Here is a 23,879-nt window from a genome sequence, read left to right as displayed (position 1 = left end):
AGAAAGTCAGGAAACCACCGTCGTCCGCGACCAGACTGAGCGGTGGTTTCCAGTCGCCCCGGCGAACCGGGGCACGCTATCCGCGCGATGCGCCGACGACGGTGTCGTCAGTGGAACATGGCGCTGACGGATTCCTCGTTGCTGACCCGGCGGATCGCCTCGGCGATCAGGCCGGCCACGCTCAGCTGGCGGATCTTGCCGCTGCGGCGGGCGGTTTCGGTCAGCGGAATGGTGTCGGTGACGACCAGCTCATCCAGCACCGAGCCAGAGATGTTGTCGACGGCCGGGCCGGACAGGATCGGGTGGGTGGCGTAGGCCACCACGCGGCGTGCGCCGTGCTCCTTGAGCGCCTCGCCGGCCTTGCACAGAGTGCCGGCGGTATCGATCATGTCGTCGACCACCACGCAGGTGCGATCCTGAATGTCGCCGATGATGTGCATCACCTGGGCCTGGTTGGCCTGGGGGCGGCGCTTGTCGATGATCGCCAGGTCGGCGTTGAGCTGCTTGGCGATGGCCCGGGCGCGAACCACGCCGCCCACGTCGGGGGAGACCACCACCAGGTCGTCGTAGTTCTGGCGCTCGATGTCGTCAAGCAGGATCGGCGAACCGTAGACGTTGTCCACCGGCACGTCGAAGAAGCCCTGGATCTGGTCGGCGTGGAGATCCATGGTCATGACGCGGTCGACGCCGGCCTTGACCATGATGTCGGCCACCAGCTTGGCCGAGATCGGCACGCGGGCAGAGCGGACGCGACGGTCCTGACGGGCGTAGCCGAAGTAGGGCACCACGGCGGTGACACGAGTGGCGGAGGCCCGGCGCAGGGCGTCCACCATCAGCACCATTTCCATCAGGTTGTCGTTGGTCGGGGCACAGGTGGGCTGCAGGACGAAGACGTCCTTGCCGCGCACGTTCTCGTTGATCTCGACCGCAACTTCGCCGTCACTGAACTGGCCGACCGTTGCGTTGCCAAGCCGGGTATCCAGGCTCTCGGCAACCTTCTGGGCGAGTTCGGGATTGGCGTTCCCGGCGAAAACCATCAATTTAGACACGCGCAGCCACCTTTGCAGTGTTGGGTCATCAGGGTTTGGGTCGGATGTTCGGGAAGGGAAATGGCTGGGGTAGCAGGATTCGAACCTGCGCATGCCGATACCAAAAACCGGTGCCTTACCGCTTGGCTATACCCCAGCAACCTTTGCCGTACCGGACCGATGCGTGATGCGCCATGGCATGGCGGTCATCGATCCAGTGCATCATGGAGAGGAGAGCGATTCAGTCCCCTGGCCTTGAAGGATGTCCAGCGGCCGGACATGTCGTCCAGCAGCGCCGTGGCATCGGCTTCATGGTCCAGGCGGGCGAATACACAGGCGCCGGTGCCGGTCAGCATGGCCGGTGCCTTGTCGCTCAACCAGTCGAGCGCACTCGCGACCTCGGGATGCAGCTCCCGGACCGTGAGCTCGCAGTCGTTGCGCCAGCTCGCCGTTCCCCCCTGAAGTGCGCGCGCCATAGTAATGGGAGGCGTGTCCCGTGTCAATTCCGGCGCCTGGAACACCGCCGGCGTGGAGACGCTCACGCCGGGGTGGACGACCACGAACCATGGCGTGTCGAGCTCCACCGGGGTCAGGCGTTCGCCCACGCCCTCGGCCCAGGCGGCGTGGCCGCGCACGAACACCGGGACGTCCGCTCCCAGCGCCAGGCCCAGTTCGGCCAGCTCCTCTATAGAGAGGGAGAGTCCCCAGAGGCGGTTCAGGCCTAGCAGGGCGGTGGCGGCATCGCTGCTGCCGCCGCCGAGGCCGCCGCCCATGGGCAGGCGCTTGTCGAGATGGAGGTCGGCGCCCTGGCGGCAGCCGGTGGCCTCGCGCAGCGCCGTGGCGGCGCGCAGGATCAGGTTGTCCGCCGGGGCGACGTCGGAAAGCGTCGGCGTCAGACGGAGTTCGCCGTCGTCGCGCGGGGCCAGGGTCAGGGTGTCGCCGTGGTCGAGAAACTGGAACAGGGTCTGCAGCTCGTGATAGCCGTCGTCGCGTCGGCCGGTGATATGCAGCATGCGGTTGAGCTTGGCCGGGGCGGGCAGGCTCAGGCGGCCGGCATCAGGCATCGGTGGTCTCCGGCTGCCAGCGGGTCACCACCAGGGTCACGTTCAGCTCGCCGTACTGCATCTTCATGCGGCGCGGCAGCCACAGGTCCTCGACGCGCATCCAGTCCTGGTAATCGATGGTCCAGCCGTCCTGCTCCAGGCGGGCCGGGAAGCCGCGCGCATCGCGGCTCATGCGGTGCGGGCTGTCGTCGGCGGGCAGGCCGCGGACCCAGTCGCCCAGCGCGGCCACCGGCAGCGACCAGCCGAGCCGCTGGTTCATCAGCGCCTCGGGGCTCTCGGCCTCGAAGCGGCCCGCGCCGGTGGTCAGCGAGACGCGGCCCTCGCGGCCTTCCAGCACGCTGCGGCCGCTGCCGAAGGGGCCGCTGAGCAGCAGGCGGAAATGGTAGGGGGTCTGGTTCCAGTCGAGATTGGCACTGGTGCTGTCCTCGGGAGTGCGCAGGCCGGCCTTGCCGGTCAGCTCCCAGGTCTGCATGGCCTCCAGGCGTGTCTTCTGGGCCTGCCAGTCGTCGGCGGCGCGGGGGGCGTCGGGAGACTGGCCCCGGGTGGCGCAGCCGCCGAGCAGCAGCAGGGCGAGGGCCAGGCCGGGCAGCAGGGTAAGCGTGGGGCGTCGCATGGTCGGGATTCCTTCTCCGTCGCGGGGCATCAGGGGGCGAGCGCGGGCAGGCGCTCGAGCAGCTCGTCGATCCGGGGGCGCGGCGAGAAGCGCTCCACGGCGGTGGCGATCAGTGCCCGGGCGCGCTGGCGTTCGCCGGCGACCCACAGCACCTCGGCCAGGTGGGCGGCGATCTCCTGGTCGGGCATGGCCGACCAGGCGCGTTCCAGCCACGGGACGGCGGCGTCGACGTTGCCGAGGCGGTAGGCGACCCAGCCGCGGCTGTCGAGGATGGCCGGGTTGTTCGGCTCGAGCTCGAGCGCGCGCTCGATCAGTGCGCGGGCTTCCTCGAGTCGTCCTTCTATATTCTCGTCGGCCAGGGTGTAGCCCAGGGCGTTGAGCGCGTTGGTGTTGTCCGGGTCGCGCTCGATGATGGTGCGCAGGTCGCGCTCCATGGCGGCCAGGTTGCCGTTGCCGTAGGCGCGCATGGCCCGCTGGTAGCGCAGCTGTGCGTCGTCGGGGTGGCGATCGAGATAGCTGTCGAGCAGGGCGTCGGCCTGGGCGCGGGCGCCGGCCTCGTCGAGCAGCTCGGCCTCCAGGCCGGTGAGTCGAGAGGCGGCATCGGGATGGGTCAGGCGCTCGTTGCGCAGGAAGGCGCGGGCGTCGACCAGCCGATCGTCCTCGATCAGCATGCGCGCGGCGCGGAGCCGGGCGAGCAGGAAGCTGTTGCCTTCGGGCACCTGGCGGTAATAAAGAAGGGCGTTGTCGACCTCGCCCTGCTGCTCGGCGATGCCGCCGAGCAGCAGGAAGGCCAGCTCGGGCGTGTCGTCGTCATCGAGCAGCGGCAGCAGCAGGCGGCGGGCCGGCTGCGGATGCGCCTCCTCCAGATAGAGGCGGGCCAGGGCCAGGCGCAGCGGCGGCCGGTCGCCCCGGTCCTCGAGCAGCGCGTCGGTGCTGGCCTCGGCGGCGTCCAGTCGGCCGAGGCGAATCTGGGCGCGGGCCAACAGCAGCATCAGGCGGGCGTCGCCCGGCGACGCCTCGAGGCCTCGACGGGCGGCGGCCTCGGCGCGCTCGGGGGCGTTCATCTCCAGCGCCAGGGCGGCGTCGATGCGCTGTACTGCGGGATCGTCCGGATGGGTCGCGGTCAGCCGGTCGAGGCGGCGTCGGGCCGTGGGTGTCTGGCCGGTGGCGGCCTCCAGCAGCGCCATGGCCAGTTCGCGGTCGACGGGGGCGTCCGGCGCGGCGACATCCTGTCGCAGGCGCTCGAGCAGCGGCGCCGGCGCCGCGCCGGCCTCCAGCGCATCCTCGATGAAGCCCAGCAGCTCGGCGTCGCCGTCGTCGTGCAGTGCCAGGCGCTGATCAAGGGCGCTCGTCCAGTCGCCGCGCTGCACGGCCAGGCTGGAGAGCAGGCGGGCCGGGGCCTCGCTGGCGGGGTCCAGCGACTGCCAGCGGCGGGCGGTCTCCTCGAGCAGTGCCGGGTCGTCGTCGAAGCGTGCCGCCAGGGCGGCGCGCTCGGCGAGCTCCGGCGCCCGGTAGCGTTCGGCGGTGGCCAGATAGCCGCGGGTGGCGCGGCGATAGTCGCCTCGCTGGCCGGCGATCTCTGCCACCAGCAGCGTCGACAGGCCTTCGGCATCCAGGCCGCGGGTGATCGGCGGTGCATCGGCCATCGGGTCCTGCGGCGGTGGGGCCGACACGGCGGACAGGCTCTGACAGCCGCCGAGTGCCAGGGCCAGGCCGATGGCGGCGAGGGGGCGGCGACGGAACAGCGTCGTGGGGAATCCTCGGGGCATGCCGGTCTCGTGGTGTCGGGCGAGTCGTCAGCATAACGGCTTGATCGCGCGGGGCAAAGGCGCAATGGATGAGGGAGATGCGGCGCGCCGATGGTCTGCATCGATGCCCTCGATAGTCCCGGCGGGCGCCGTGCGGTCATGGCCTGTGATAGAATGTGGCGCCGTGGAGTGGCAGGCGACGCCTCGCCGGGCCGCCCTCGAAACCGCCGAAACACGATCGCGAAGACGCCGACACGCATGACGCTTCTTGCCCTGGGAATCAACCATCGGACCGCCGCCGTCGAGGTGCGCGAGCAGGTCGCCTTTACGCCTGCGCAGCTTGAGACCGCGCTGACCGAACTGCGTGGCCTGCCCGAAGTGCAGGAGGCCGCGGTGCTGTCCACCTGCAACCGCACCGAGCTGTACTGCGTCACCGGCGAGTCGGGGGAGCGGGCGGTGCTCGACTGGCTGGGCCGCTTCCATGGCCTCGCCGTCGAGGAGCTGACCCGCTGCGCCTACCACTATATGGATGACGAGGCCGCCCGCCACCTGATGCGGGTGGCCGTGGGCCTCGATTCCATGGTGCTCGGAGAGCCGCAGATTCTCGGCCAGCTCAAGGAGGCCTATCAGGTCGCGCGCCAGGCTCGCGGCATGGGCGGCGAGCTGGAGAGCCTCTTCCAGCAGACCTTCGCCGTGGCCAAGCGGGTGCGCACGGAGACCGGCATCGGCCGCAATCCGGTCTCCGTGGCCTATGCGGCGGTCAGCCTGGCCAGCCGCATCTTCGACGACTTCTCGCGCTCGCCGGCGCTGCTGATCGGTGCCGGCGAGACCATCGAGCTGGTGGCGCGCCACCTCCACGAGGCCGGGGTGCGCCATCTGACGGTGGCCAACCGCACCCGCGAACGGGCCGAGCAGCTGGCCGCACCGCTGGGCGGTCAGGCCATCACCCTCGACGAGATACCCGAGGCGCTGGTCGAGGCGGACATCGTGATCTCCTCCACCGCCGCGCCGCTGCCGATCCTCGGCAAGGGCATGATGGAGCGCGCACTCAAGAAGCGCCGCCATCGCCCGGTGTTCATGGTCGACATCGCCGTGCCGCGTGACATCGAGCCCGAGGTCGGCGACCTCTCCGACGTCTTCCTCTATACGGTCGACGACCTGGAGGAGGTGATCGAGGAGAATCGCCGCCATCGCCAGGTCGCCGCCGACGAGGCCGAATCGCTGATCGAGCACGGCGTGGGCCGCTGGCAGCACGATCGCCGGCTGCGCAGCGGCGGCGAGCTGATCCGCGACGTGCGCGCCCGGGGCGAGGCCCTGCGCGACGAGGCCCGTGACCAGGCCCTGGCGCGCCTGGCGCGTGGCGAGAATCCCGAGGAGGTGGTGGCGCGGCTGGCCCACCAGCTCACCAATCGCCTGCTGCACCGGCCCACCGTGGCCCTGCGCGAGGCCGCCGCCGACGAACAGCGCGAGCTGCTGGACGCGGCCGCGTCACTGCTGCTCGACGACTCTTCCGACACTTCCCGATAGGACATCCTTGATGAAAGCTTCCCTGCGTCAGCGTCTCGACGCCTTTGCCGAGCGCTTCGAGGAGCTCGCCGCCCTGCTGGCGGACCCCGAGGTGATCACCGACCAGGCCCGCTTCCGCGACTATTCCCGCGAATACACCGAGCTCGAGCCCCTGGTGGAGGCCTGGCGCGAGCATCGCGGCGTGGAGGACAACATCGCGGCCGCCGAGGCCATGGCCGATGACGCCGACGCCGAGATGCGCGAGCTGGCCGAGATGGAGCGCGAGGAGGGCCGTGAGCGGCTGGTCGAGCTCGAGGCGCGCCTCAAGCAGCTGCTGATCCCCCGCGACCCGGACGATGCCGGCAACGTCTTCCTCGAGGTTCGCGCCGGCACCGGCGGCGACGAGGCGGCGCTGTTCGCCGGCGACCTGTTCCGCATGTACTCCCGCTACGCCGAGCAGCACGGCTGGAAGGTCGAGGTGGTCAGCGCCAGTCATGGCGACATGGGCGGCTACAAGGAGATCATCTCGCGCATCAAGGGCGAGGGCGTCTACGGGCGGCTCAAGTTCGAGTCCGGCGCCCACCGGGTGCAGCGCGTGCCGGCCACCGAGTCCCAGGGCCGCATCCATACCTCGGCCTGCACCGTGGCGGTGATGCCCGAGGCCGACGAGGTCGGCGACGTCGACATCAACCAGAACGATCTGCGCGTCGACACCTTCCGTTCCAGCGGCGCCGGCGGCCAGCACGTCAACACCACCGATTCCGCCATCCGCATCACCCACCTGCCCACCGGGGTGGTGGTGGAATGCCAGGAGGAGCGCAGTCAGCACAAGAATCGTGCCAAGGCCATGTCGCTGCTCGCCGCCCGCCTCAAGCAGTCCGCCCAGGACAGCCAGCGCCAGCAGCAGGCCGACGAGCGCCGCTCGCTGGTGGGCTCGGGCGATCGCAGCGAGCGCATCCGCACCTACAACTTTCCCCAGGGCCGGGTGACCGACCACCGCATCAACCTGACCCTCTACAAGCTGGGCGAGGTGATCGGCGGCGAGCAGCTCGACGAGGTGATCGAGCCGCTGATCCAGGAGCACCAGGCCGACCAGCTCGCCGCCCTGCAGCAGGAGGCCTGATGCGCCTCGACCTGCTGCTGGCCCGGGCCGCACAGCGCCTCCTGGACGCCGGCTCCCCGAGCGCCCGGCTCGACGCCGAGGTGCTGCTGTGCCACGTGCTCGAGGTCGATCGCACCTGGCTCTACACCTGGGGCGACCGCGAGGCCGACGGCGAGACCGAGGCGCGCTTCGAGACGCTCATCGCCTCCCGCGAGGCCGGCCATCCGGTCGCGCACCTGACCGGCGAACGCGAGTTCTGGGGGCTGAGTCTCGCCACGTCGCCGGCCACCCTGATTCCGCGCCCGGACACCGAGACCCTGGTGGAGGCGGCGCTGGCCGTGGCCGGCGAGACGGGGCGGCTGCTCGACCTGGGCACCGGCACCGGCGCGGTGGCGCTGGCGTTCGCCAGCGAGCGGCCGGGCTGGGCGGTGACCGGCGTCGACCTGCGGCCGGAGGCGGTGGCCCTGGCGCGGGACAACGCCGCCCGCCACGGCCTCGGCAACGCCCGCTTCCTGGTCAGCGACTGGTTTTCGGCACTGGACGAGGAGGGCGGCGATGCCCGCTTCGAACTGATCGTCTCCAACCCGCCCTACATCGCCGACGACGATCCGCACCTCGCCCGCGGCGACGTGCGCTTCGAGCCGCGCAGCGCCCTGGTGGCCGCCGCCGACGGCCTGGCCGACCTGCGCCATCTGGTGGCGACGGCACAGGGGCATCTGGCCGCCGATGGCTGGCTGATGCTGGAACACGGGGCCGGCCAGGCCGCGGCGGTGCGCGAGGCCCTCGCCGCGGCCGGCTATCGCGAGGTGGCGAGCCGCCGCGATCTCGGCGGGCACGAGCGGATCAGCCTGGGGCGGCGCTGAGCGGCCCCGGGCCGGGGGCTTGCGTGGCGGCGCCGGCCGGCCGCCCGTGAGCGACATCCTGGGGCATCTTTCTGCCGGAGGGACTGGAGCCGGCCCTCGGCCCTGTGGTACACGTTGAAACAGTAAAAAACGCCACTCACCGCCGCCTATTCATGTGTGAATCCCGAAAGCTCGCCGTTTAGCGGTGGTTTTCAGTAGAAGATTCGGCGGTGACCCGTTCGACGTTCCAGGACCACAATGAAAACCAAGACCCGTTCGCTCGACCGCATCGACTTAAAGATCCTGCGCTGCCTGCAGGACAATGCCCGCATCTCCTACGTCGACCTGGCCTCCCAGGTCGGCCTGTCCACCACGCCCTGCCTGGAGCGCGTCAAGCGCCTCGAGCGTGCCGGGGTGATCCGCGGCTACAAGGCCCTGCTCGATCCGCGGGCGCTGAAGGCCAACCTGCTGGTGTTCGTCGAGATCAGTCTGGAGACCCAGTCGCCCTCGGTGTTCGACGAGTTCCGCCGGGCGGTGGCCAAGCTGCCGCAGATCCAGGAGTGCCACCTGGTCTCGGGCCAGTTCGATTACATCCTCAAGTGCCGGATTCCCGAGATGTCGGCCTATCGCCAGCTGCTCGGCGAAGTGGTGCTGACCCTGCCCGGGGTCAAGGAGTCCAAGAGCTACGTGGTGATGGAGGAGGTCAAGGAGGAGTTCTCCCTCCATGTGCCGGACATCGAGGAATTCGAGGACAAGTGAGCGCCATGAACGACGACGCGCTGCTGCGCTACAGCCGCCAGATCCTGCTCGAGCAGATCGACATCGCCGGCCAGGAGCGCCTGCTCGCCGGCCATGCCCTGGTGATCGGCGCCGGCGGCCTGGGCTCGCCGGTGGCGCTCTATCTGGCCGCGGCCGGCATGGGGCGGCTGACGCTGGCGGACGACGACGCGGTGGAACTCTCCAACCTGCAGCGCCAGATCGCCCACGGCACCGCGGACCTGGGCCGTGCCAAGGCCGAGTCCGCGCGGGAGGCGGCGCTGGCGCTCAATCCCGAGGCCGAGATCCGCGCCATCACCGAGCGCCTCGAGGGTGAGGCGCTGGCCGCGGCGGTGGCCGAGGCCGACGTGGTGCTCGACTGCACCGACCGTTTCTCGAGCCGCTACGCCATCAACGCCGCCTGCCGGGCCGCCGGTGTGCCGCTGGTCTCCGGGGCGGCGATCCGCTTCTCCGGCCAGCTGGCGGTGTTCGATCCGCGCGATGTCGATAGCCCCTGCTATGCCTGCCTCTATCCGCCCGACGACGGCGGCGACGAGGCGTTGAGCTGCGCCGAGAGCGGCGTGGTGGCGCCGCTGGTCGGGCTGATCGGCTGCTTCCAGGCGCTCGAGGCGATGAAGCTGGTCGCCCAAGCCGGCCAGGTGCATCGGGGGCTCTCCACCTTCGACGGCCTCAGCGGCCAGTGGCGGCATTTCCGCGTGCCGCGGGACCCCGCCTGCCCGGTGTGTGGCGGCTTACCGTCGCTCCGATCAAGTTGATAGCAAGCTGCCGGGACAAGGCGAAGCGAGGGTTTTTGCCAGGGAAGGCAAAAGTAGCGCCCAGGGAGGGGTTCACAGCGCCTCGCGGAGCCTTGTTGCGGCTGATGCATCTCTCCTGTCTTGACGGAAGAAGCTACTCGTAGGTCACCACCAGAAAGGCCAGCAGCTCGTCGTCGCTGACGTTCTCGATGACGTGCTCCTGGTCGGCGTGATAGTGCGCCGAATCCCCCGCTGCCAGCCGGCAATCGCTATCGCCCGCCACTACCCGGGCGCTGCCACTCGTGATGGTCAATAATTCCCGTGTGCCCTCGAAGTGCGGCGCGCTTTGCAGGCTGGCCCGCGGCGCGATGCGCAGCTCGTAGAACTCCATGTGCTTCTCGAGATGCAGCGGCGAGAGGGTGCGGATGCGGCATTCCCGGTCGTCGCGGAACAGGTGCGTGGCGTCGTCGCCACGCACCACCTCGATGGTGGAGGCGGTCCAGGGCTGATCGACGAGATCGCCGATGCTGAGCCCGAACGCCTGGGCGATGCGCAGCGTTACCGCCAGGGTCGGGTTTGCACGGCCGCGCTCGATCTGGCTAAGCATCGAGCGGCTGACGCCGCAGGCCGAGGCCAGCTGATCCAGCGTCAGGCCGCGTCGCTTGCGCAGCTCGATGACGCGGTCGCAGAGCAGCTGGCCGCCCTGGGAGGGCGCTGGCGCCGGCGCATCGGGGGGCGTGGTGGTCACCGGGCACTCCTGTTTTCAATATAGTGGAATTTATTCTTGCATAGAGGATTTTGTCCACTATGCTGGAATTAATTCCTTCATGGTAATCATCCCGGTGAAGATTGCCAGCCATGGAGGTCGTTCAGGGAAGTCATTCACAACCACCAGGAGACGCACATGAAGGCGCTGGTCAAGCGAGAGGCGGCCCCCGGGCTCTGGCTCGAGGACGTGCCCGAGCCGGAGGTCGGCATCAACGACGTGCTGGTGCGGGTCAAGCGCACCGCCATCTGCGGCACCGATCTGCATATCTACAACTGGGACGCCTGGGCGCAGCAGACCATCCCGGTGCCGATGGTGGTCGGTCACGAGTTCGTCGGTGAGATCGTCGCGGTGGGCGACAACGTCAACGACTTCCATCCCGGTCAGATCGTCTCCGGCGAGGGGCACGTGGTGTGCGGGCGCTGCCGCAACTGCCTGGCGGGGCGCCGCCACCTGTGCGCCCATACCCGCGGCATCGGGGTGAATCGTCCCGGTGCCTTCGCCGAGTACGTGGCGCTGCCGATGTCCAACGTCTGGGAGCATCGCCCGGGCATCGACCTGGACGTGGCGGCGCTGTTCGACCCGCTCGGCAACGCCGTGCACACCGCCCTGCAGTTCGACGTGCTGGGCGAGGACGTGCTGATCACCGGCGCCGGCCCGATCGGCGCCATGGCCGCGGCGGTGTGTCGCCATGCCGGGGCGCGTCACGTGGTGGTCACCGACCTCAATCCGAACCGGCTGGCGCTGGCGGAGACGCTGGGCGCGACGCGTACCGTCAACGCCGCGGAGGAAAGCCTGGCGGACGTCCAGGCCGAGCTCGGCATGGCCGAGGGATTCGACGTGGGGTTGGAGATGTCCGGCAGCCCGGCGGCCTTCAAGGATCTGCTGGTCAGCATGTGCCATGGTGGCAAGGTGGCGATGCTCGGCATTCCCACCGAGGAGACGGCCATCGACTGGAACACGGTGATCTTCAACATGCTGACCATCAAGGGCGTCTACGGCCGGGAGATGTACGAGACCTGGTACAAGATGTCGGTGCTGGTGGAATCGGGGATGGATATCTCGCCGGTGATCACCCACCGTCTGCCCTATACCGACTTCGAGCAAGGCTTCCAGGCCATGCTGGCCGGCAAGGCCAGCAAGGTGATTCTGGACTGGGAGTGAGAATGCCCGGCCGCGATGGCCGCCGGGGGCAAGACGCAGCGAGGGTTTTTGCCATGGATGGCAAAAGTTAGCGCCCAGGGATGGGTTCACAGCGCCTCGCGGAGACTTGCTGCCGGAACAGCGCATCGCGTCCCGAAGCCTTGAGACCCGGTGAGTCCAGAAACAAAAAGGGATATGACACCATGTACGGCGACTTTCAGCGGCATCTGCGCGACGAGCTCGCGGCCATCGAGCAGGCCGGCCTGACCAAGCACGAACGCGAGCTGGCGACCCCCCAGGGCGCCCACGTGGGCGTGGCGAACGACGGCGAGGTGCTCAACCTCTGCGCCAACAACTACCTGGGGCTCGCCCAGCATCCCGAGGTCCAGGCGGCCGCCAGGCAGGGCCTGGACGAGTGGGGCTACGGCCTGGCCTCGGTGCGCTTCATCTGCGGCACCCAGACCCTGCACAAGACCCTCGAGGGAAAGCTCAGCGAGTTCCTGGGCACCGAGCACACCATCCTCTATCCGTCCTGCTTCGACGCCAACGGCGGGCTGTTCGAGACCCTGCTGGGCCCCGAGGACGCGGTGATCTCCGACGAGCTCAACCACGCCAGCATCATCGACGGCGTGCGGCTGTGCAAGGCGAGCCGCTATCGCTACCGCAACAGCGATATGGCCGATCTGGAGGCTCAACTGCAGGCCGCCGATGCGGCGGGGGCGCGCTTCAAGCTGATCACCACCGACGGCGTCTTCTCCATGGATGGCTACATCGCGAAACTCGATGAGATCTGCGATCTGGCCGAGCGCTACGGGGCCCTGGTCCACGTCGACGACTGCCACGCCACCGGCTTCCTGGGGGAGGGCGGTCGCGGCAGCCATGAGTATCGCGGCTGTCTGGGGCGCGTCGATATCCTCACCGGCACCCTGGGCAAGGCCCTGGGCGGCGCCAGCGGCGGTTACACCAGCGCCCGGCGCGAGATCGTCGAGCTGCTGCGTCAGCGCTCGCGGCCCTACCTGTTCTCCAACACCGTGGCGCCGCCGGTGGTGGCCGGCGCGCTCAAGGCGCTGGAACTGGCCGGCGAGTCTCGCGAGCTGCGCGACCGGCTGCGCGACAACACCGCCTACTTCCGCCGCGGACTCGAGGAGCTGGGCTTCGAGCTGCTGCTGGGCGAGCATCCCATCGTGCCGGTGATGCTTCATGACGCTGCCCTGGCGGCGCGCTTCGCCGACGAGATGCTGAAAGAGGGCATCTACGTGATCGCCTTCTCCTATCCGGTGGTGCCCAGGGGCCGCGCGCGCATTCGCACCCAGGTCTCGGCGGCGCTGACCCGCGAGGACCTGGATGCCGCCCTGACCGCCTTCGGGAGGGTCAAGGCCCGCCTGGGCATCGGCGACTAGGCCATCGTCGCCATGCATGATCGCTCGTTTCACCCGCCTTCCGCCCGCCGGGAGGCGGGTTTTCCTGCCCGATTGCGTCTCTGGCCCTTGCCGCCGGGGCCCTGACCCTAGAAAATTCCCCTTTGCCACCATCTGACGCCAATGCGAGCCCCGGGGAGGAGCGACCTCCACTCTGGCGGCCTCTGCGCGTCATGAGCCCGGGCGAGCCGACGCGAACAGCGGGCGCGGCCGACGCAGCGAAGAGACGAGTCCATGAGCGAGACCATGACGGCGGATATCGCCGACCGGCCGGGCAGCGATCCGGCCGCCGAGAATTCCGCCCGAAGCGAGACGCGCCGCCAGGCGTCGTCGATCGAGATGCAGGGCCTGCACAAGCGCTTCGGGCATGACACCGTGGCCCTGGACGGGGTCGATCTGACCATCCGGGCCGGCGAGTTCTTCACCCTGCTGGGGCCGTCCGGCTGTGGCAAGACGACCCTGCTGCGGATCCTCGCCGGCCTGGAGGCGCCCGATGCCGGCGCGCTGGCGGTAGGGGGGCGCGACATCACCGAGGTGCCGCCTCACCGGCGCAGCGTCAACACGGTCTTCCAGTCCTATGCGCTGTTTCCGCATCTCTCGGTGCGCGACAACCTGGCCTTCGGCCTCAAGATGCGCGGCCTGCCGGCCGCCGAGCGCAACGCCCGGGTCGACGAGATCGCCGGTTTCATCCAGCTCGGCGACCTGGTCGAGCGCCGCGTCGACCAGCTGTCCGGCGGCCAGCGTCAGCGCATCGCCCTGGCTCGGGCGCTGGTCTGCGAGCCCGACGTGCTGCTGCTCGACGAGCCGCTCTCGGCCCTGGACGCCGGCCTGCGCGGCCAGCTGCAGGTGGAGCTGCTGCGCGTCCAGCAGCGTCTCGGCATGACCTTCGTGTTCGTTACCCACGATCAGGACGAGGCCATGGTCATGTCCGATCGTATCGCCGTGCTGAACGGCGGCAGCATCCAGCAGGTCGGCGCGCCGCGGGAGGTCTACGAACGCCCGGTCAACGGCTTCGTGGCACGCTTCATGGGCCACGACAATCTCTTTGCGATCCGCGCCCGCGACGGCCGGCGGCTGACCACGGCGCTCGGCACGCTCGACGCCGAGGACGCCGGCGACGGCACGCTGCTGCTGATTCGTCCCGAGACCCTGGACCTGCTGCCCGGCGCGGTGGAGGGCCCCAACCATCTGCCGGCGACCGTGGCCGAGCGGCTCTATCGCGGCAGCCACGCGGAGTTCCGGCTGGCGGTCGGCGACACCACCCTGCAGGCCATGGTCAGCAACCGCGGTCGCCACCTGCCCGAGGTGGGCGAGACGGTGACGGTGACGGTGGCCCCGGAAGACCTGGTGACCCTGAGCGAATGAGGCAGCGCATGACCGATACCGGCGTAACGGCTTCCTCCTCACGAGGCCTGGGACGCGAGACCCGCCACCTGCTGTGGACGGTGACCCCGGGGGCGCTGTGGATCCTGCTGTTCCTGGTCCTGCCCAGCGTCTACCTGATGAGCGTGGCCTTCATGAGCAGCGGCCCCTACGGCCTGCCGCAGATGCCGCTGTCGCTGGATGCCTTCGAGCGTCTGGCCGGCTTCGGCTTCCTGGGCTGGAGCCCCGGCAATCTCTATACCCTGCTGCGCTCGCTGTGGCAGACCCTGGTCTCCACCGCGCTGGTGGTGGTGATCGCCTATCCCGTGGCCTACTACATCACCACCTGTCGCGCCAAGTGGCGGCCGCTGCTGCTGCTGGCGGTGGTGGTGCCGTCCTGGACCAATCAGGTGATCCGCTCCTTCGGCTGGATGAACCTGCTGGCGCCGGGCACGCCGCTGTCCGACCTGGCCGCGAGCCTGGGGCTGATCTCGCCGCACATGGGGCTCTATCCCTCCAACTTCGCGGTCACCCTGGGGCTGGTCTACAACTTCCTGCCGTTCATGGTGCTGCCGCTCTACAGTGCCTTCGAGAGGCTCGATGTGGCCCAGGTGGAGGCCGCCCAGGACCTCTACGCCAATCCGCTCAGGACCTTTCGCCACGCGACCTTCCCCCAGACGCTGCCGGGACTGCTGGCGGGCATCGTGCTGGTGGCGATTCCCGCCTTCGGCATGTACGTCGTGTCCGAGCTGCTCGGTGGCGGCAAGGGCATGATGCTCGGCAACCTGGTGGCCAGCCAGTTCGCCGGCGCCGCCAACTGGCCGCTGGGCGCGGCCGGAGCGATCCTGATGCTGCTGGCGACCTTCATCGGGCTCTTCGTGATGCGCCGCCTCGGCAAGCGGCTGGGCGGCGGCGAGCAGGTGGTGATATGACCAAGCGTACCCTGCACCGCGGCCTGGCCGTCTTCTGGTGGCTGACCCTGGCCTTCCTCTACCTGCCGCTGGCGGTGGTGGTGCTGTTTTCCTTCAACTCGGCCAACAGCTCGGCGCGTTTCGCCGATTTCTCGCTGCGCTGGTATCACCGGCTGATGGGCAACGAGGAGATCCTCTCGGCCTTCGGCAACAGCCTGGTGCTGGCGGTGGTCTCGTCGCTGGTCGCGCTGGTGGTCGGCGGCGTGCTCGGCTATGGCATGTATCGCCATCGGCGGCGCCGCCTGGGCTGGCTGATCCTGGTGATCTACCTGCCGCTGGTGCTGCCGGACATCGTCTTCGGCATCGCCGAGATGGCCTTCTTCGTGCAGATCAACGAGTGGACCGGCTGGCTGTCGCCGGGGCTCGGCACCATGATCATCGCCCATGTGACCTTCCAGATTCCGTTCGTGGCGCTGATCGTCTATTCGCGCTTCGTGGGGCTGGACCCGGCGCTGTTCGAGGCCGCGCGGGATCTCTATGCGACGCCTCGCCAGCGCCTGGTGCACTTCATGCTGCCGACGCTCAAGCCGGCGCTGATGGCGGCCTTCTTCCTCTCCTTCACGCTGTCGGTGGACGACTTCGTGATCAGCTTCTTCACCGCCGGGCCGGAGAGCGCAACCCTGCCGATCTACATCTGGGGCGCGATCCGCAAGGGCGTGTCGCCGGAGATCAACGCCATCGCCGCGCTGATGATCGCCGCCGTGGCCATCGCCGCTATGCTGAGCCTTGTCTTCAGCCGTCGCCGGCCGCACTGAACCGGTGGCACCCACCGATCACCTGAAACGCCAAGGGAACGAACATGACAACCCTGACACGCAGCACCCTCGCCATGGCCCTCTCGCTGGGCGGGCTCGCCCTCGCCGGGCAGGCTCAGGCGCAGCAAGAGGCCGACAAGCTCTACCTCTTCAACTGGACCCAGTACATGGACCCGGCGATCATCGAGGCCTTCGAGGCCGAGTACGACGTCGAGGTGGTGCAGAACTACTTCAACTCGCTGCCGGAGATGTTCGCCAAGCTCAACGCCGGCGGCGCCTCCCAGTACGACATCGTCGTGCCGTCCAACTACTACGTGCCGCGCCTGATCGAGACCGGGCTGGTCCAGCCGCTGGACAAGGCACGGCTCGACAACCTGGGCAACGTCATGGCGCAGTTCCAGGATCCCTCCTACGATCCCGGCGGCCGCTACTCCGCGCCCTACCAGTGGGGCACCACCGGCATCGTCTACAACACCGAGACCTTCCCCGACGCGCCCAGGAGCTGGTCGCTGATGTTCGATTCGGCGGTCAACGGCGAGTACCCGTTCGCCATGATCGGCGACGGTCAGGTCACCATGGGCGGCGCCTGCGCCTACCTGGGCCACGGCTATGACTGCACCGGCCTGGATGCCTGGCGCGAGGCGGCGCGGCTGATGATCGACACCAAGGGGCGCGACACCTTCAGCGGCTTCAGCGACGGCACGCCGGCGCTGCAGCAGCTGTCCCGCGGCGTGATCCAGGCCGGCATGTCCTTCAATGGCGATTACTTCTACCAGAAGGATGAGAACCCGGAGGCCTTCGAGCACCTCGCGTTCATGATTCCGGAGGAGGGCGCCGAGATGTGGGTCGACGCCATGATGATCCCCTCCGAGGCGCCGCATCCCGAGCTGGCGCACCAGTTCATCGACTTCCTGCTCGACGCCGAGGTCGGTGCCCAGCTGTCCAACTACAACTATTACGCGAGCCCCAATGCCGCCGCCGAGCCCTATCTCGACGAGGTGCTGACCCAGCCGCCGATCATGCCGAGCGACGAGGACATGGAGGCCCTGCGCTTCATTCCCACGCTGTCCGGCGAGTCGTTGCAGACCTTCCAGCAGCTGTGGTCCGAGGTGCAGGCGCGCTGATGGCGGCGTGATCGACCGGGGTGTCCGCGTCCGGCGACAGCGGCGCAGCAAGTGTGGAACCGCATCGGATGGGCTGGAGCCGCGATCGATGGCGGCCGATACTGTCGGGCACCGGCGCGGGGCGGGAAGCCTCGCCCGCCATTGCAACCGCTGGAGCAGGTTTCCAGGATTCCGGCGAGAGGCGTTTCGAACGCCCGATAAGAGGTTACGAACATGAGCAAGTCGATCGTGGTGGGCAGCGTTCTGGCGGTACTGGGCCTCGGTGGCATGGCCTTCGGCGCCTGGCAGGTGCAGGAAAGCCGCCAGCCCCAGTTCGCCGATATCACCGGCGTGGAACCCCTGACCCGCACGGTGGAGACCCCGCGTGAGGTGTGCGAGAACGTGGTGGTGCAGCGTCAGGCGCCGACCCGCGACCCGCACAGCGTGGTCGGCACGGCGGCCGGCGCCATCGTCGGCGGACTGCTGGGCAACCAGGTCGGCGGCGGCAGCGGCAAGAAGATCGCCACCGTGGCCGGTGCCATCGGCGGCGGCTTCGCCGGCCGCGAGGTCCAGCAGCGGGTCGAGGCCGGCCAGACCGTCTCCACCACCGAGCAGCGCTGCCACACCGTCACCGATTCCCGCGACGAAACCACCGGCTACGAGGTCAGCTGGCACTATGACGGCCAGTCCCACACCAGCCGGCTGGACCAGCGTCCCCAGGGCGAGACGGTGCGCGTCGTGAACGGCGAACCGCAGTGGGGCGAGCCCCGCAGCCAGGGCTGATTCGCCCGTGACGTCTGGCGCCCGCAGGCGCCGAGGCCAAGTCAGGAAACAGAAGGGCCGCCCCATCGGGGCGGCCCTTTTGCGTGCTGTCGTGCAGCGGTGGCTTGTGTCGTTCGGTGCGAGCGGCTTCAGCCCGCCTTGCGGGCCTGATGCTCGGCCAGCCGTTCCACGGCCTGGCGTGCCACCGGCGCCAGGCCGCCGGCATCGGGCTCGTCGAGGCAGGCGACGATGCGCTGCTTCATGGCCCGGGCCCAGAACTTCTCCAGGTGATTGCAGACGCCTTCCACGGCCTCGGCTTCCTCGCGGCCGCCGCTCAGGTTGGTGGCAATCTGATTGACCATATGCACCAGGGTCTCGCCTTGATCGTGCGACATGCGCTGTTCCTCAACAACCGTGGGCCCGCGCCGACGGAGCGTCGGCGGGGCGATGATAGATCAGGTGGCGGCCGGGGCGGGCGAAGCCGACCAGCATCAGCCCGGCCTGCTCGGCCTGTTCCACCGCCAGCGAGGTGGCCGCCGAGACGGCCACCAGGGCGCCGATGCCGGCGCTGGCGCTCTTGTGCACCATCTCGTAGCTGGCGCGACTCGAGACCAGCGCGAAGCCGCCTTCGCTCGGACCGCCCTCGCGAGCCAGGGCGCCGATCAGCTTGTCCAGGGCGTTGTGGCGTCCCACGTCCTCGCGCGCCAGGCGAATGCGGCCGTCGGCCTCGCACCATGCCGCGGCGTGAGTGGCGCCGGTGGCCGCCTGCAGCGCCTGATGATCGGTCAGGGCCCCGAGGGCCTGCTGGATGGCGTCGTCGCTCAGTGCCGGCGCCCGGACCCTCGGGATCGGGCGAATCGCCTGATCCAGCGCCTCGGTGCCGCACAGGCCGCAGCCGGTGCGGCCGGCCAGGCTGCGACGGCGCTCCTTGAGCTCCGCCAGCCGCTGGCCGGCGATGGTCAGCTGCACCGTCAGCCCGCCGGGCTCCTCGTGCACCTCCAGGTCGTAGCACTCGTGGGGGTGCGCGAGGATGCCCTCGGTGAGGCTGAAGCCCAGCGCGAAGTCCTCGAGGTCGGCGGGGCTGGCCATCATCACCGCATGGGAGATGCCGTTGTAGACCAGCGCCACCGGGACCTCGAGGGCCAGGGCGTCGTCGACCACGTCGCCGTCCCGTCCCGACGCATCGCGGTGGACCTCCACGCGGCGGTGCGTCAGGGGAGGGGCGCCGTCGCCGGACGAGGGCGTCCCTCCGCGGCTCATGAGGCGGCGTCCCTGGCCGTGGCCAGGTATTCGCGCTGCCGGCGGTCGGCCTCGTCGAAGCGGCGCTGCCACTGGGACGGCTGGCTGACCTTTTCGACCTGCACCGCGGTCACCTTGTACTCGGGGCAGTTGGTCGCCCAGTCGGAGCTGCTGGTGGTGATCACGTTGGCGCCGCTGCCCGGGTGGTGGAAGGTGGTGTAGACCACTCCCGGCTGCATGCGCTCGCTGAGCCGCGCCCGCAGCACCGTCTGGCCGGCGCGGCTGGTGACGCCCAGCCAGTCGCCGTCCTGGATGCCGCGCACCTCGGCGTCGGACGGGTGCACCTCGATCACGTCCTCGTCGTGCCACACCTGGTTGTCGGTGCGCCGGGTCTGGGCGCCGACGTTGTACTGGGACAGGATCCGCCCGGTGGTCAGCAGCAGCGGGAAGCGGCGGCTGGCGCGCTCCTCGGTGGCCACGTACTCGGTGATCGCGAAGCGGCCGCGGCCGATCGGGAAGTCCACCTCGTGCATGGTCGGGGTGCCGTCGGGATGCTCCTCGTTGCAGGGCCACTGCAGGCTGCCGTGCTCGTCGAGGCGGTCGTAGCTGACCCCGGCGAAGGTCGGCGTGAGTCGCGCGATCTCGTCCATGATCTCGGACGGGTGCGTGTACTCCATCGGATAGCCCAGGGCGCGGGCCAGGTCGACGGTGACTTCCCAGTCGGCCTTGCCGGACAGCGGCGCCATCACCCTGCGCACCCGGTTGATGCGGCGCTCGGCGTTGGTGAAGGTGCCGTCCTTCTCCAGGAAGCTCGAGCCCGGCAGCAGCACGTGGGCGAACTTGGCGGTCTCGTTGAGGAAGATGTCCTGGACGATCAGGCAGTCCAGCGAGCGCAGCGCCGCCTCCACGTGCTGGGTGTCGGGATCCGACTGGGCGATGTCCTCGCCCTGCACGTAGAGCGCCTTGAAGCTGCCCTCGATGGCGGCGTCGAACATGTTGGGGATGCGCAGGCCCGGCTCGTCGTCGAGCTTGACGCCCCAGGCGGCCTCGAAGCGACCGCGGGCGGCGACGTCGGCGACGTGCTGGTAGCCCGGCAGCTCATGGGGGAAGGAGCCCATGTCGCAGGAGCCCTGGACGTTGTTCTGGCCGCGCAGCGGGTTCACGCCTACGCCCTCGCGGCCGATGTTGCCGGTGGCCAGCGCCAGGTTGGCGATGCCCATCACCATGGTCGAGCCCTGGCTGTGCTCGGTGACGCCCAGGCCGTAGTAGATGGCGCCGTTGCCGGCGGTGGCGTAGGTGCGCGCGGCGCGGCGCACGGCCTCGGCGGACACGCCGGTGACCGATTCGGTGGCCTCCGGGGAGTGGCGCGCCTCACCGATGAAGTCGCGCCAGGCGCGATACGCCTCGGTGTCGCAGCGCCTGGCGATGAAGTCGTGGTCCTCCAGGCCCTCGGTGACCACCACGTGGGCCAGGGCGTTGACCAGCGCCACGTTGGTGCCCGGGCGCAGCGGCAGGTGTTGGGCGTCCTCGAGGTGCGGCGTCTTGAGCAGGTCGATGCGGCGCGGGTCGGCGACGATCAGCGAGGCGCCCTGGCGCAGGCGCTTGCGCATCATCGAGCCGAACACCGGGTGGGCGTCGGTGGGGTTGGCGCCGATCACGATGATGGCGTCGGCCGCCATCACCGAGTCGAAGGTCTGGGTGCCGGCGGACTCGCCCAGGGTGGTCTTCAGGCCGTAGCCGGTGGGCGAGTGGCAGACCCGGGCGCAGGTATCGGTGTTGTTGTTGCCGAAGGCCGCGCGGATCAGCTTCTGCACCAGGTAGGTCTCCTCGTTGGTGCAGCGCGAGGAGGTGATGCCGCCGATGCTCTCGCGGCCGTGCTCGTCCTGGATCGCCGTGAGGCGCTTGGCGGCGAAGGAGATCGCCTCGTCCCAGTCGACCGGGCGCCAGGGCTGGTCGATGGCATCGCGGATCATCGGCGTGGTGATGCGGTCCGGATGAGTCGCGTAGCCGAAGGCGAAGCGGCCCTTGACGCAGGAGTGGCCGTGATTCGCGTCGCCGCCCTTGTAGGGCACCATGCGCACCAGCTGGTCGCCCTTCATCTGGGCCTCGAAGGAGCAGCCGACGCCGCAGTAGGCGCAGGTGGTGACCACGCTGTGCTCGGGCTGGCCGGCGTCGATGACGCTCTTCTCCATCAGCGTCGAGGTCGGACAGGCCTGGACACAGGCGCCGCAGGACACGCACTCGGAGTCCATGAAGGCCTCGTCCTGGCCGGCGGCGACGGTCGAATCGAAGCCGCGGCCGTCGATGGTCAGCGCGAAGGTGCCCTGCACCTCCTCGCAGGCCCGCACGCAGCGCGAGCAGACGATGCACTTGCTGGGATCGAAGCTGAAGTAGGGGTTGGAGTGGTCGGTCTCGGCGGCCAGGTGGTTCTCGCCTTCGAAGCCGTAGCGCACCTCGCGCAGGCCCACCGCGCCGGCCATGTCCTGCAGCTCGCAGTCGCCGTTGGCCGGACAGGTCAGGCAGTCCAGCGGGTGGTCGGAGATGTAGAGCTCCATGATGTTGCGGCGCAGCCGGGCCAGGCGGTCGTTCTGGGTGGTGACCTTCATGCCCTCGGCCACCGGGGTGGTGCAGGCCGCCGGCGTGCCGCGCCGGCCATCGACCTGGACGGCGCACAGCCGGCAGGAGCCGAAGGCCTCCAGGCTGTCGGTGGCGCACAGCTTGGGAATGTTGATGTCGGCCAGGGCCGCGGCGCGCAGCACCGAGGTGCCCTCGGGCACGGTGATCTCGACGCCGTCGATCTCGACGCTCACCGGGGCCGCGTCGGCGGCCGGTGCCGGGGTGCCCAGGTCCTTGGCCAGTGCCTTGTCGTGCTGGCGGGGATCGAAGTGCTGAATCATGAGCGGTCTCCTTCCGGCGCGCGCTGGAAGTCGTCGGGGAAGTGTTTCAGGGCGCTCTGCACCGGGAAGGGCGTCATGCCGCCCATGGCGCACAGCGAACCGTCTTCCATGGTCTCGCACAGCTCACCGAGCAGCTCGAGGTTGGCGTCGCGGTCACGGCCTGCCCGGATGCGGTCGATGACCTCCACGCCGCGGGTCGAGCCGATGCGGCAGGGCGTGCACTTGCCGCAGGACTCTTCCTTGCAGAACTCCATCGAGAAGCGGGCCTGCTCGGCCATGTCGACGCTGTCGTCGAACATCACCACGCCACCGTGGCCGACGCCCGCGCCGACCTCGGCGAAGGTCTCGTAGTCCAGCGGCATGTCCCACTGGCTCTCGGGCAGATAGGCGCACAGCGGGCCGCCGACCTGGACCGCGCGAAGCGGACGGCCGCTGGCGGTGCCGCCGCCGAAGTCTTCCATCAGGGTGCGCAGGGTGGTGCCGAAGGAAAGCTCCACCAGGCCGCCGCGCTTGACGTTGCCGGCCAGCTGCAGCGCCAGGGTGCCGCGGGAGCGGCCCATGCCGTGGTTGGCGTAGGCCTGGGCGCCCTCGGCGAGGATGAAGGGCACGGCGGCCAGCGACAGCACGTTGTTGACCACGGTGGGGCGGCCGAACAGGCCCTCGATGGCCGGCAGCGGCGGCTTGAAGCGCACCAGGCCGCGCTTGCCCTCGAGGCTCTCCAGCAGCGAGGTCTCCTCGCCGCAGATGTAGGCGCCGGCGCCCAGACGCACTTCCAGGTGGAAGGCGCGGCCGCTGCCCCGGAGGTCGTCGCCCAGATAGCCGGCGGCCTCGGCGCGCGCGATGGCGTCATCGAGGATCTCCTTGGCCAGCGGGTACTCGGAGCGCAGGTAGATGTAGCCCTGGGTGGCGTTCACGGCGAGGCCGGCGATGGCCATGCCCTCGATCAGCACGTAGGGGTCGCACTCCATCACCAGGCGGTCGGCGAAGGTGCCGGAGTCGCCCTCGTCGGCGTTGCAGACGATGTACTTCTGGTCCGCCGGGGCGTCGAGCACGGTCTGCCACTTGATGCCGGTGGGGAAGGCCGCGCCGCCGCGGCCGCGCAGGCCGGAGGCCTTGACCTCCTCGACGATATCCTGGGGCTCGAGCGCCAGCGCGGCCTCGAGGCCGCGGAAGCCGTCGTGGGCCCGGTAGTCATCGACCGACAGCGGATCGGTCACGCCGATGCGGGCGAAGGTCAGGCGCTGCTGGCGGGCGAGATAGGGGATCGCCTCGGTCGGCCCCTGGGCCAGCGCGTGGCCGTCGCGGCCCTCGAGCAGGCCCTCGTCGAGCAGCGACGGCACGTCGGCGGGCGTCACCGGGCCATAGGCGACGCGGCCGGCGGGGGTCTCGACCTCGACCAGCGGCTCGAGCCAGGCCAGGCCGCGGGAGCCGTTGCGCACCACGGTCAGCGCGAGGCCGCGACGTTCGGCCTCGCGCTCCAGGCGCGTGGCGACGGCGTCGGCGCCCAGCGAGAGGGCGGTGGTATCACGGGGAACGAAGACGCGGACGCTCATCCGAGCACCTCCAGCGGCTGGGTGCGGAGTTCATCGACCAGGGCATCGAAGCGCTCGGGCGTCACGCGGCCGAGGATCTGGTCGTCGACGCGGACCGAGGGGCCGCAGGCGCAGTTGCCCAGGCAGTAGACGGCCTCGAGGGTGATCTCGCGGCCGGCGGTGGTCTGGTGATAGCCGACGCCGAGGGTGGCCTTGGCATGGGCCTCCAGGGGGCGGGCACCGCGGGCCTGACAGGCCTCGGCGCGGCACACCTGAACCACATGGCGGCCCGGCGGCGAGGTGCGGAAATGGTGGTAGAAGCTGATCACCCCGTGCACCTCGGCGCGGGTGAGGCCCAGCGATTCGGCGATGATCGGCACCGCGCCCTCGGGCACATGGTCGAAACGGTCCTGAAGGGCGTGCAGGATCGGCAGCAGGGCGCCGGGCTTGTGCTTCAGGGCGTCGACCTCGGCCTGGACCGCCTGGGGCGTCCACTCTCGGGAATCGTTCATCGAGT

General features: G+C 69.6%; 22 protein-coding genes and 1 tRNA gene. 12 read left to right on the top strand and 11 right to left on the bottom strand.

From position 1 onward, the window contains the following. Positions 1 to 107: 107 nt before the first annotated feature. From ACGTNF_RS06290 to ACGTNF_RS06270, 5 genes are all read right to left on the bottom strand, one after another. Entirely contained in the window at positions 108 to 1,049 is a 942-nt protein-coding gene (locus ACGTNF_RS06290) for a ribose-phosphate pyrophosphokinase (RefSeq protein WP_026068372.1), read from the bottom strand. A gap of 61 nt (positions 1,050 to 1,110) precedes the next feature. After that, positions 1,111 to 1,185: transfer RNA gene (locus ACGTNF_RS06285), tRNA-Gln, on the bottom strand. Positions 1,186 to 1,234: 49 nt separating this feature from the next. Continuing rightward, positions 1,235 to 2,092, bottom strand: coding sequence for a 4-(cytidine 5'-diphospho)-2-C-methyl-D-erythritol kinase (ispE, locus tag ACGTNF_RS06280; protein ID WP_394600954.1), 858 nt, complete (start codon positions 2,090 to 2,092; stop codon positions 1,235 to 1,237). Beyond that, positions 2,085 to 2,705: a lipoprotein insertase outer membrane protein LolB gene (gene lolB / locus ACGTNF_RS06275; RefSeq protein ID WP_394600953.1), complete on the bottom strand. Its 621-nt coding sequence runs from the start codon at positions 2,703 to 2,705 to the stop codon at positions 2,085 to 2,087. The genes ispE and lolB overlap by 8 nt, the downstream gene beginning before the upstream one ends. 29 nt (positions 2,706 to 2,734) lie before the next feature. After that, complete coding sequence (locus ACGTNF_RS06270; RefSeq protein WP_394600952.1) at positions 2,735 to 4,474, bottom strand: tetratricopeptide repeat protein; 1,740 nt, start codon at positions 4,472 to 4,474, stop codon at positions 2,735 to 2,737. A 237-nt stretch (positions 4,475 to 4,711) separates the two neighbouring features. Here ACGTNF_RS06270 and hemA point away from each other — a divergent pair, with 237 nt between their 5' ends. The 5 genes from hemA to ACGTNF_RS06245 all read left to right on the top strand — a co-directional run bounded on the left by hemA (position 4,712) and on the right by ACGTNF_RS06245 (position 9,435). After that, on the top strand, positions 4,712 to 5,980 hold the full coding sequence (hemA, locus tag ACGTNF_RS06265) for a glutamyl-tRNA reductase (protein WP_394600951.1): 1,269 nt from the start codon (positions 4,712 to 4,714) through the stop codon (positions 5,978 to 5,980). Between the two features lie 10 nt (positions 5,981 to 5,990). Then, the gene (gene prfA / locus ACGTNF_RS06260; RefSeq protein WP_394600950.1) at positions 5,991 to 7,082 is read left to right on the top strand and encodes a peptide chain release factor 1; all 1,092 of its coding nucleotides are present in this window, start codon (positions 5,991 to 5,993) and stop codon (positions 7,080 to 7,082) included. Further along, complete coding sequence (gene prmC / locus ACGTNF_RS06255) at positions 7,082 to 7,924, top strand: peptide chain release factor N(5)-glutamine methyltransferase (RefSeq protein ID WP_394600949.1); 843 nt, start codon at positions 7,082 to 7,084, stop codon at positions 7,922 to 7,924. Before prfA ends, prmC begins: the two co-directional genes overlap by 1 nt. Positions 7,925 to 8,161: 237 nt before the next feature. Continuing rightward, positions 8,162 to 8,662 carry an Lrp/AsnC ligand binding domain-containing protein gene (locus tag ACGTNF_RS06250; protein ID WP_016854482.1) on the top strand — a complete coding sequence of 167 codons (501 nt, stop codon included), beginning with the start codon at positions 8,162 to 8,164 and terminating at the stop codon, positions 8,660 to 8,662. A 5-nt stretch (positions 8,663 to 8,667) separates the two neighbouring features. Then, positions 8,668 to 9,435: a HesA/MoeB/ThiF family protein gene (locus tag ACGTNF_RS06245; protein WP_394600948.1), complete on the top strand. Its 768-nt coding sequence runs from the start codon at positions 8,668 to 8,670 to the stop codon at positions 9,433 to 9,435. Positions 9,436 to 9,568: 133 nt separating this feature from the next. Here the strand turns inward: ACGTNF_RS06245 and ACGTNF_RS06240 are convergent, their stop codons facing one another. After that, positions 9,569 to 10,162 (bottom strand): helix-turn-helix domain-containing protein, encoded by a 594-nt coding sequence (locus ACGTNF_RS06240; RefSeq protein ID WP_394600947.1) that lies wholly within the window; start codon positions 10,160 to 10,162, stop codon positions 9,569 to 9,571. 156 nt (positions 10,163 to 10,318) lie between these two features. Between ACGTNF_RS06240 and tdh the strand changes: the two genes are divergently transcribed. From tdh to ACGTNF_RS06205, 7 genes are all read left to right on the top strand, one after another. Then, positions 10,319 to 11,344 (top strand): L-threonine 3-dehydrogenase, encoded by a 1,026-nt coding sequence (gene tdh, locus ACGTNF_RS06235; protein WP_394600946.1) that lies wholly within the window; start codon positions 10,319 to 10,321, stop codon positions 11,342 to 11,344. Positions 11,345 to 11,526: 182 nt separating this feature from the next. Then, complete coding sequence (locus ACGTNF_RS06230; RefSeq protein ID WP_394600945.1) at positions 11,527 to 12,723, top strand: glycine C-acetyltransferase; 1,197 nt, start codon at positions 11,527 to 11,529, stop codon at positions 12,721 to 12,723. Positions 12,724 to 12,975: 252 nt separating this feature from the next. Continuing rightward, a complete protein-coding gene (locus tag ACGTNF_RS06225; RefSeq protein ID WP_394600944.1) occupies positions 12,976 to 14,106 on the top strand; it encodes an ABC transporter ATP-binding protein in 1,131 nt (376 codons plus the stop codon). Positions 14,107 to 14,114: 8 nt separating this feature from the next. Further along, complete coding sequence (locus tag ACGTNF_RS06220) at positions 14,115 to 15,035, top strand: ABC transporter permease (protein WP_394600943.1); 921 nt, start codon at positions 14,115 to 14,117, stop codon at positions 15,033 to 15,035. Then, complete coding sequence (locus ACGTNF_RS06215; RefSeq protein WP_394600942.1) at positions 15,032 to 15,829, top strand: ABC transporter permease; 798 nt, start codon at positions 15,032 to 15,034, stop codon at positions 15,827 to 15,829. The genes ACGTNF_RS06220 and ACGTNF_RS06215 overlap by 4 nt, the downstream gene beginning before the upstream one ends. Positions 15,830 to 15,873: 44 nt before the next feature. Next, entirely contained in the window at positions 15,874 to 16,953 is a 1,080-nt protein-coding gene (locus ACGTNF_RS06210; RefSeq protein ID WP_394600941.1) for a polyamine ABC transporter substrate-binding protein, read from the top strand. Between the two features lie 213 nt (positions 16,954 to 17,166). Then, a complete protein-coding gene (locus ACGTNF_RS06205) occupies positions 17,167 to 17,715 on the top strand; it encodes a glycine zipper 2TM domain-containing protein (protein ID WP_394600940.1) in 549 nt (182 codons plus the stop codon). Positions 17,716 to 17,843: 128 nt separating this feature from the next. On the opposite strand, the gene ACGTNF_RS06200 is transcribed toward ACGTNF_RS06205, so the two are convergent. The 5 genes from ACGTNF_RS06200 to ACGTNF_RS06180 are packed head-to-tail and all read right to left on the bottom strand — an operon-like array spanning position 17,844 to position 23,874. Next, a complete protein-coding gene (locus tag ACGTNF_RS06200; RefSeq protein WP_394600939.1) occupies positions 17,844 to 18,089 on the bottom strand; it encodes a formate dehydrogenase subunit delta in 246 nt (81 codons plus the stop codon). 10 nt (positions 18,090 to 18,099) lie between these two features. Beyond that, positions 18,100 to 18,954, bottom strand: coding sequence for a formate dehydrogenase accessory sulfurtransferase FdhD (fdhD, locus tag ACGTNF_RS06195; RefSeq protein WP_394600938.1), 855 nt, complete (start codon positions 18,952 to 18,954; stop codon positions 18,100 to 18,102). Continuing rightward, positions 18,951 to 21,830 (bottom strand): formate dehydrogenase subunit alpha, encoded by a 2,880-nt coding sequence (gene fdhF / locus ACGTNF_RS06190; protein WP_394600937.1) that lies wholly within the window; start codon positions 21,828 to 21,830, stop codon positions 18,951 to 18,953. The genes fdhD and fdhF overlap by 4 nt, the downstream gene beginning before the upstream one ends. Beyond that, complete coding sequence (locus ACGTNF_RS06185) at positions 21,827 to 23,383, bottom strand: formate dehydrogenase beta subunit (protein WP_394600936.1); 1,557 nt, start codon at positions 23,381 to 23,383, stop codon at positions 21,827 to 21,829. The genes fdhF and ACGTNF_RS06185 overlap by 4 nt, the downstream gene beginning before the upstream one ends. Continuing rightward, a complete protein-coding gene (locus tag ACGTNF_RS06180) occupies positions 23,380 to 23,874 on the bottom strand; it encodes a formate dehydrogenase subunit gamma (RefSeq protein ID WP_394600935.1) in 495 nt (164 codons plus the stop codon). The genes ACGTNF_RS06185 and ACGTNF_RS06180 overlap by 4 nt, the downstream gene beginning before the upstream one ends. Positions 23,875 to 23,879: the final 5 nt, after the last annotated feature.

Source organism: Halomonas sp. B23F22_10 (assembly GCF_043496975.1).
In the GTDB taxonomy this organism is placed as follows: domain Bacteria; phylum Pseudomonadota; class Gammaproteobacteria; order Pseudomonadales; family Halomonadaceae; genus Halomonas; species Halomonas smyrnensis.
The sequence above is the reverse complement of the archived record's forward strand: the minus strand, read 5'-3'. Positions and strand labels throughout refer to the sequence as shown.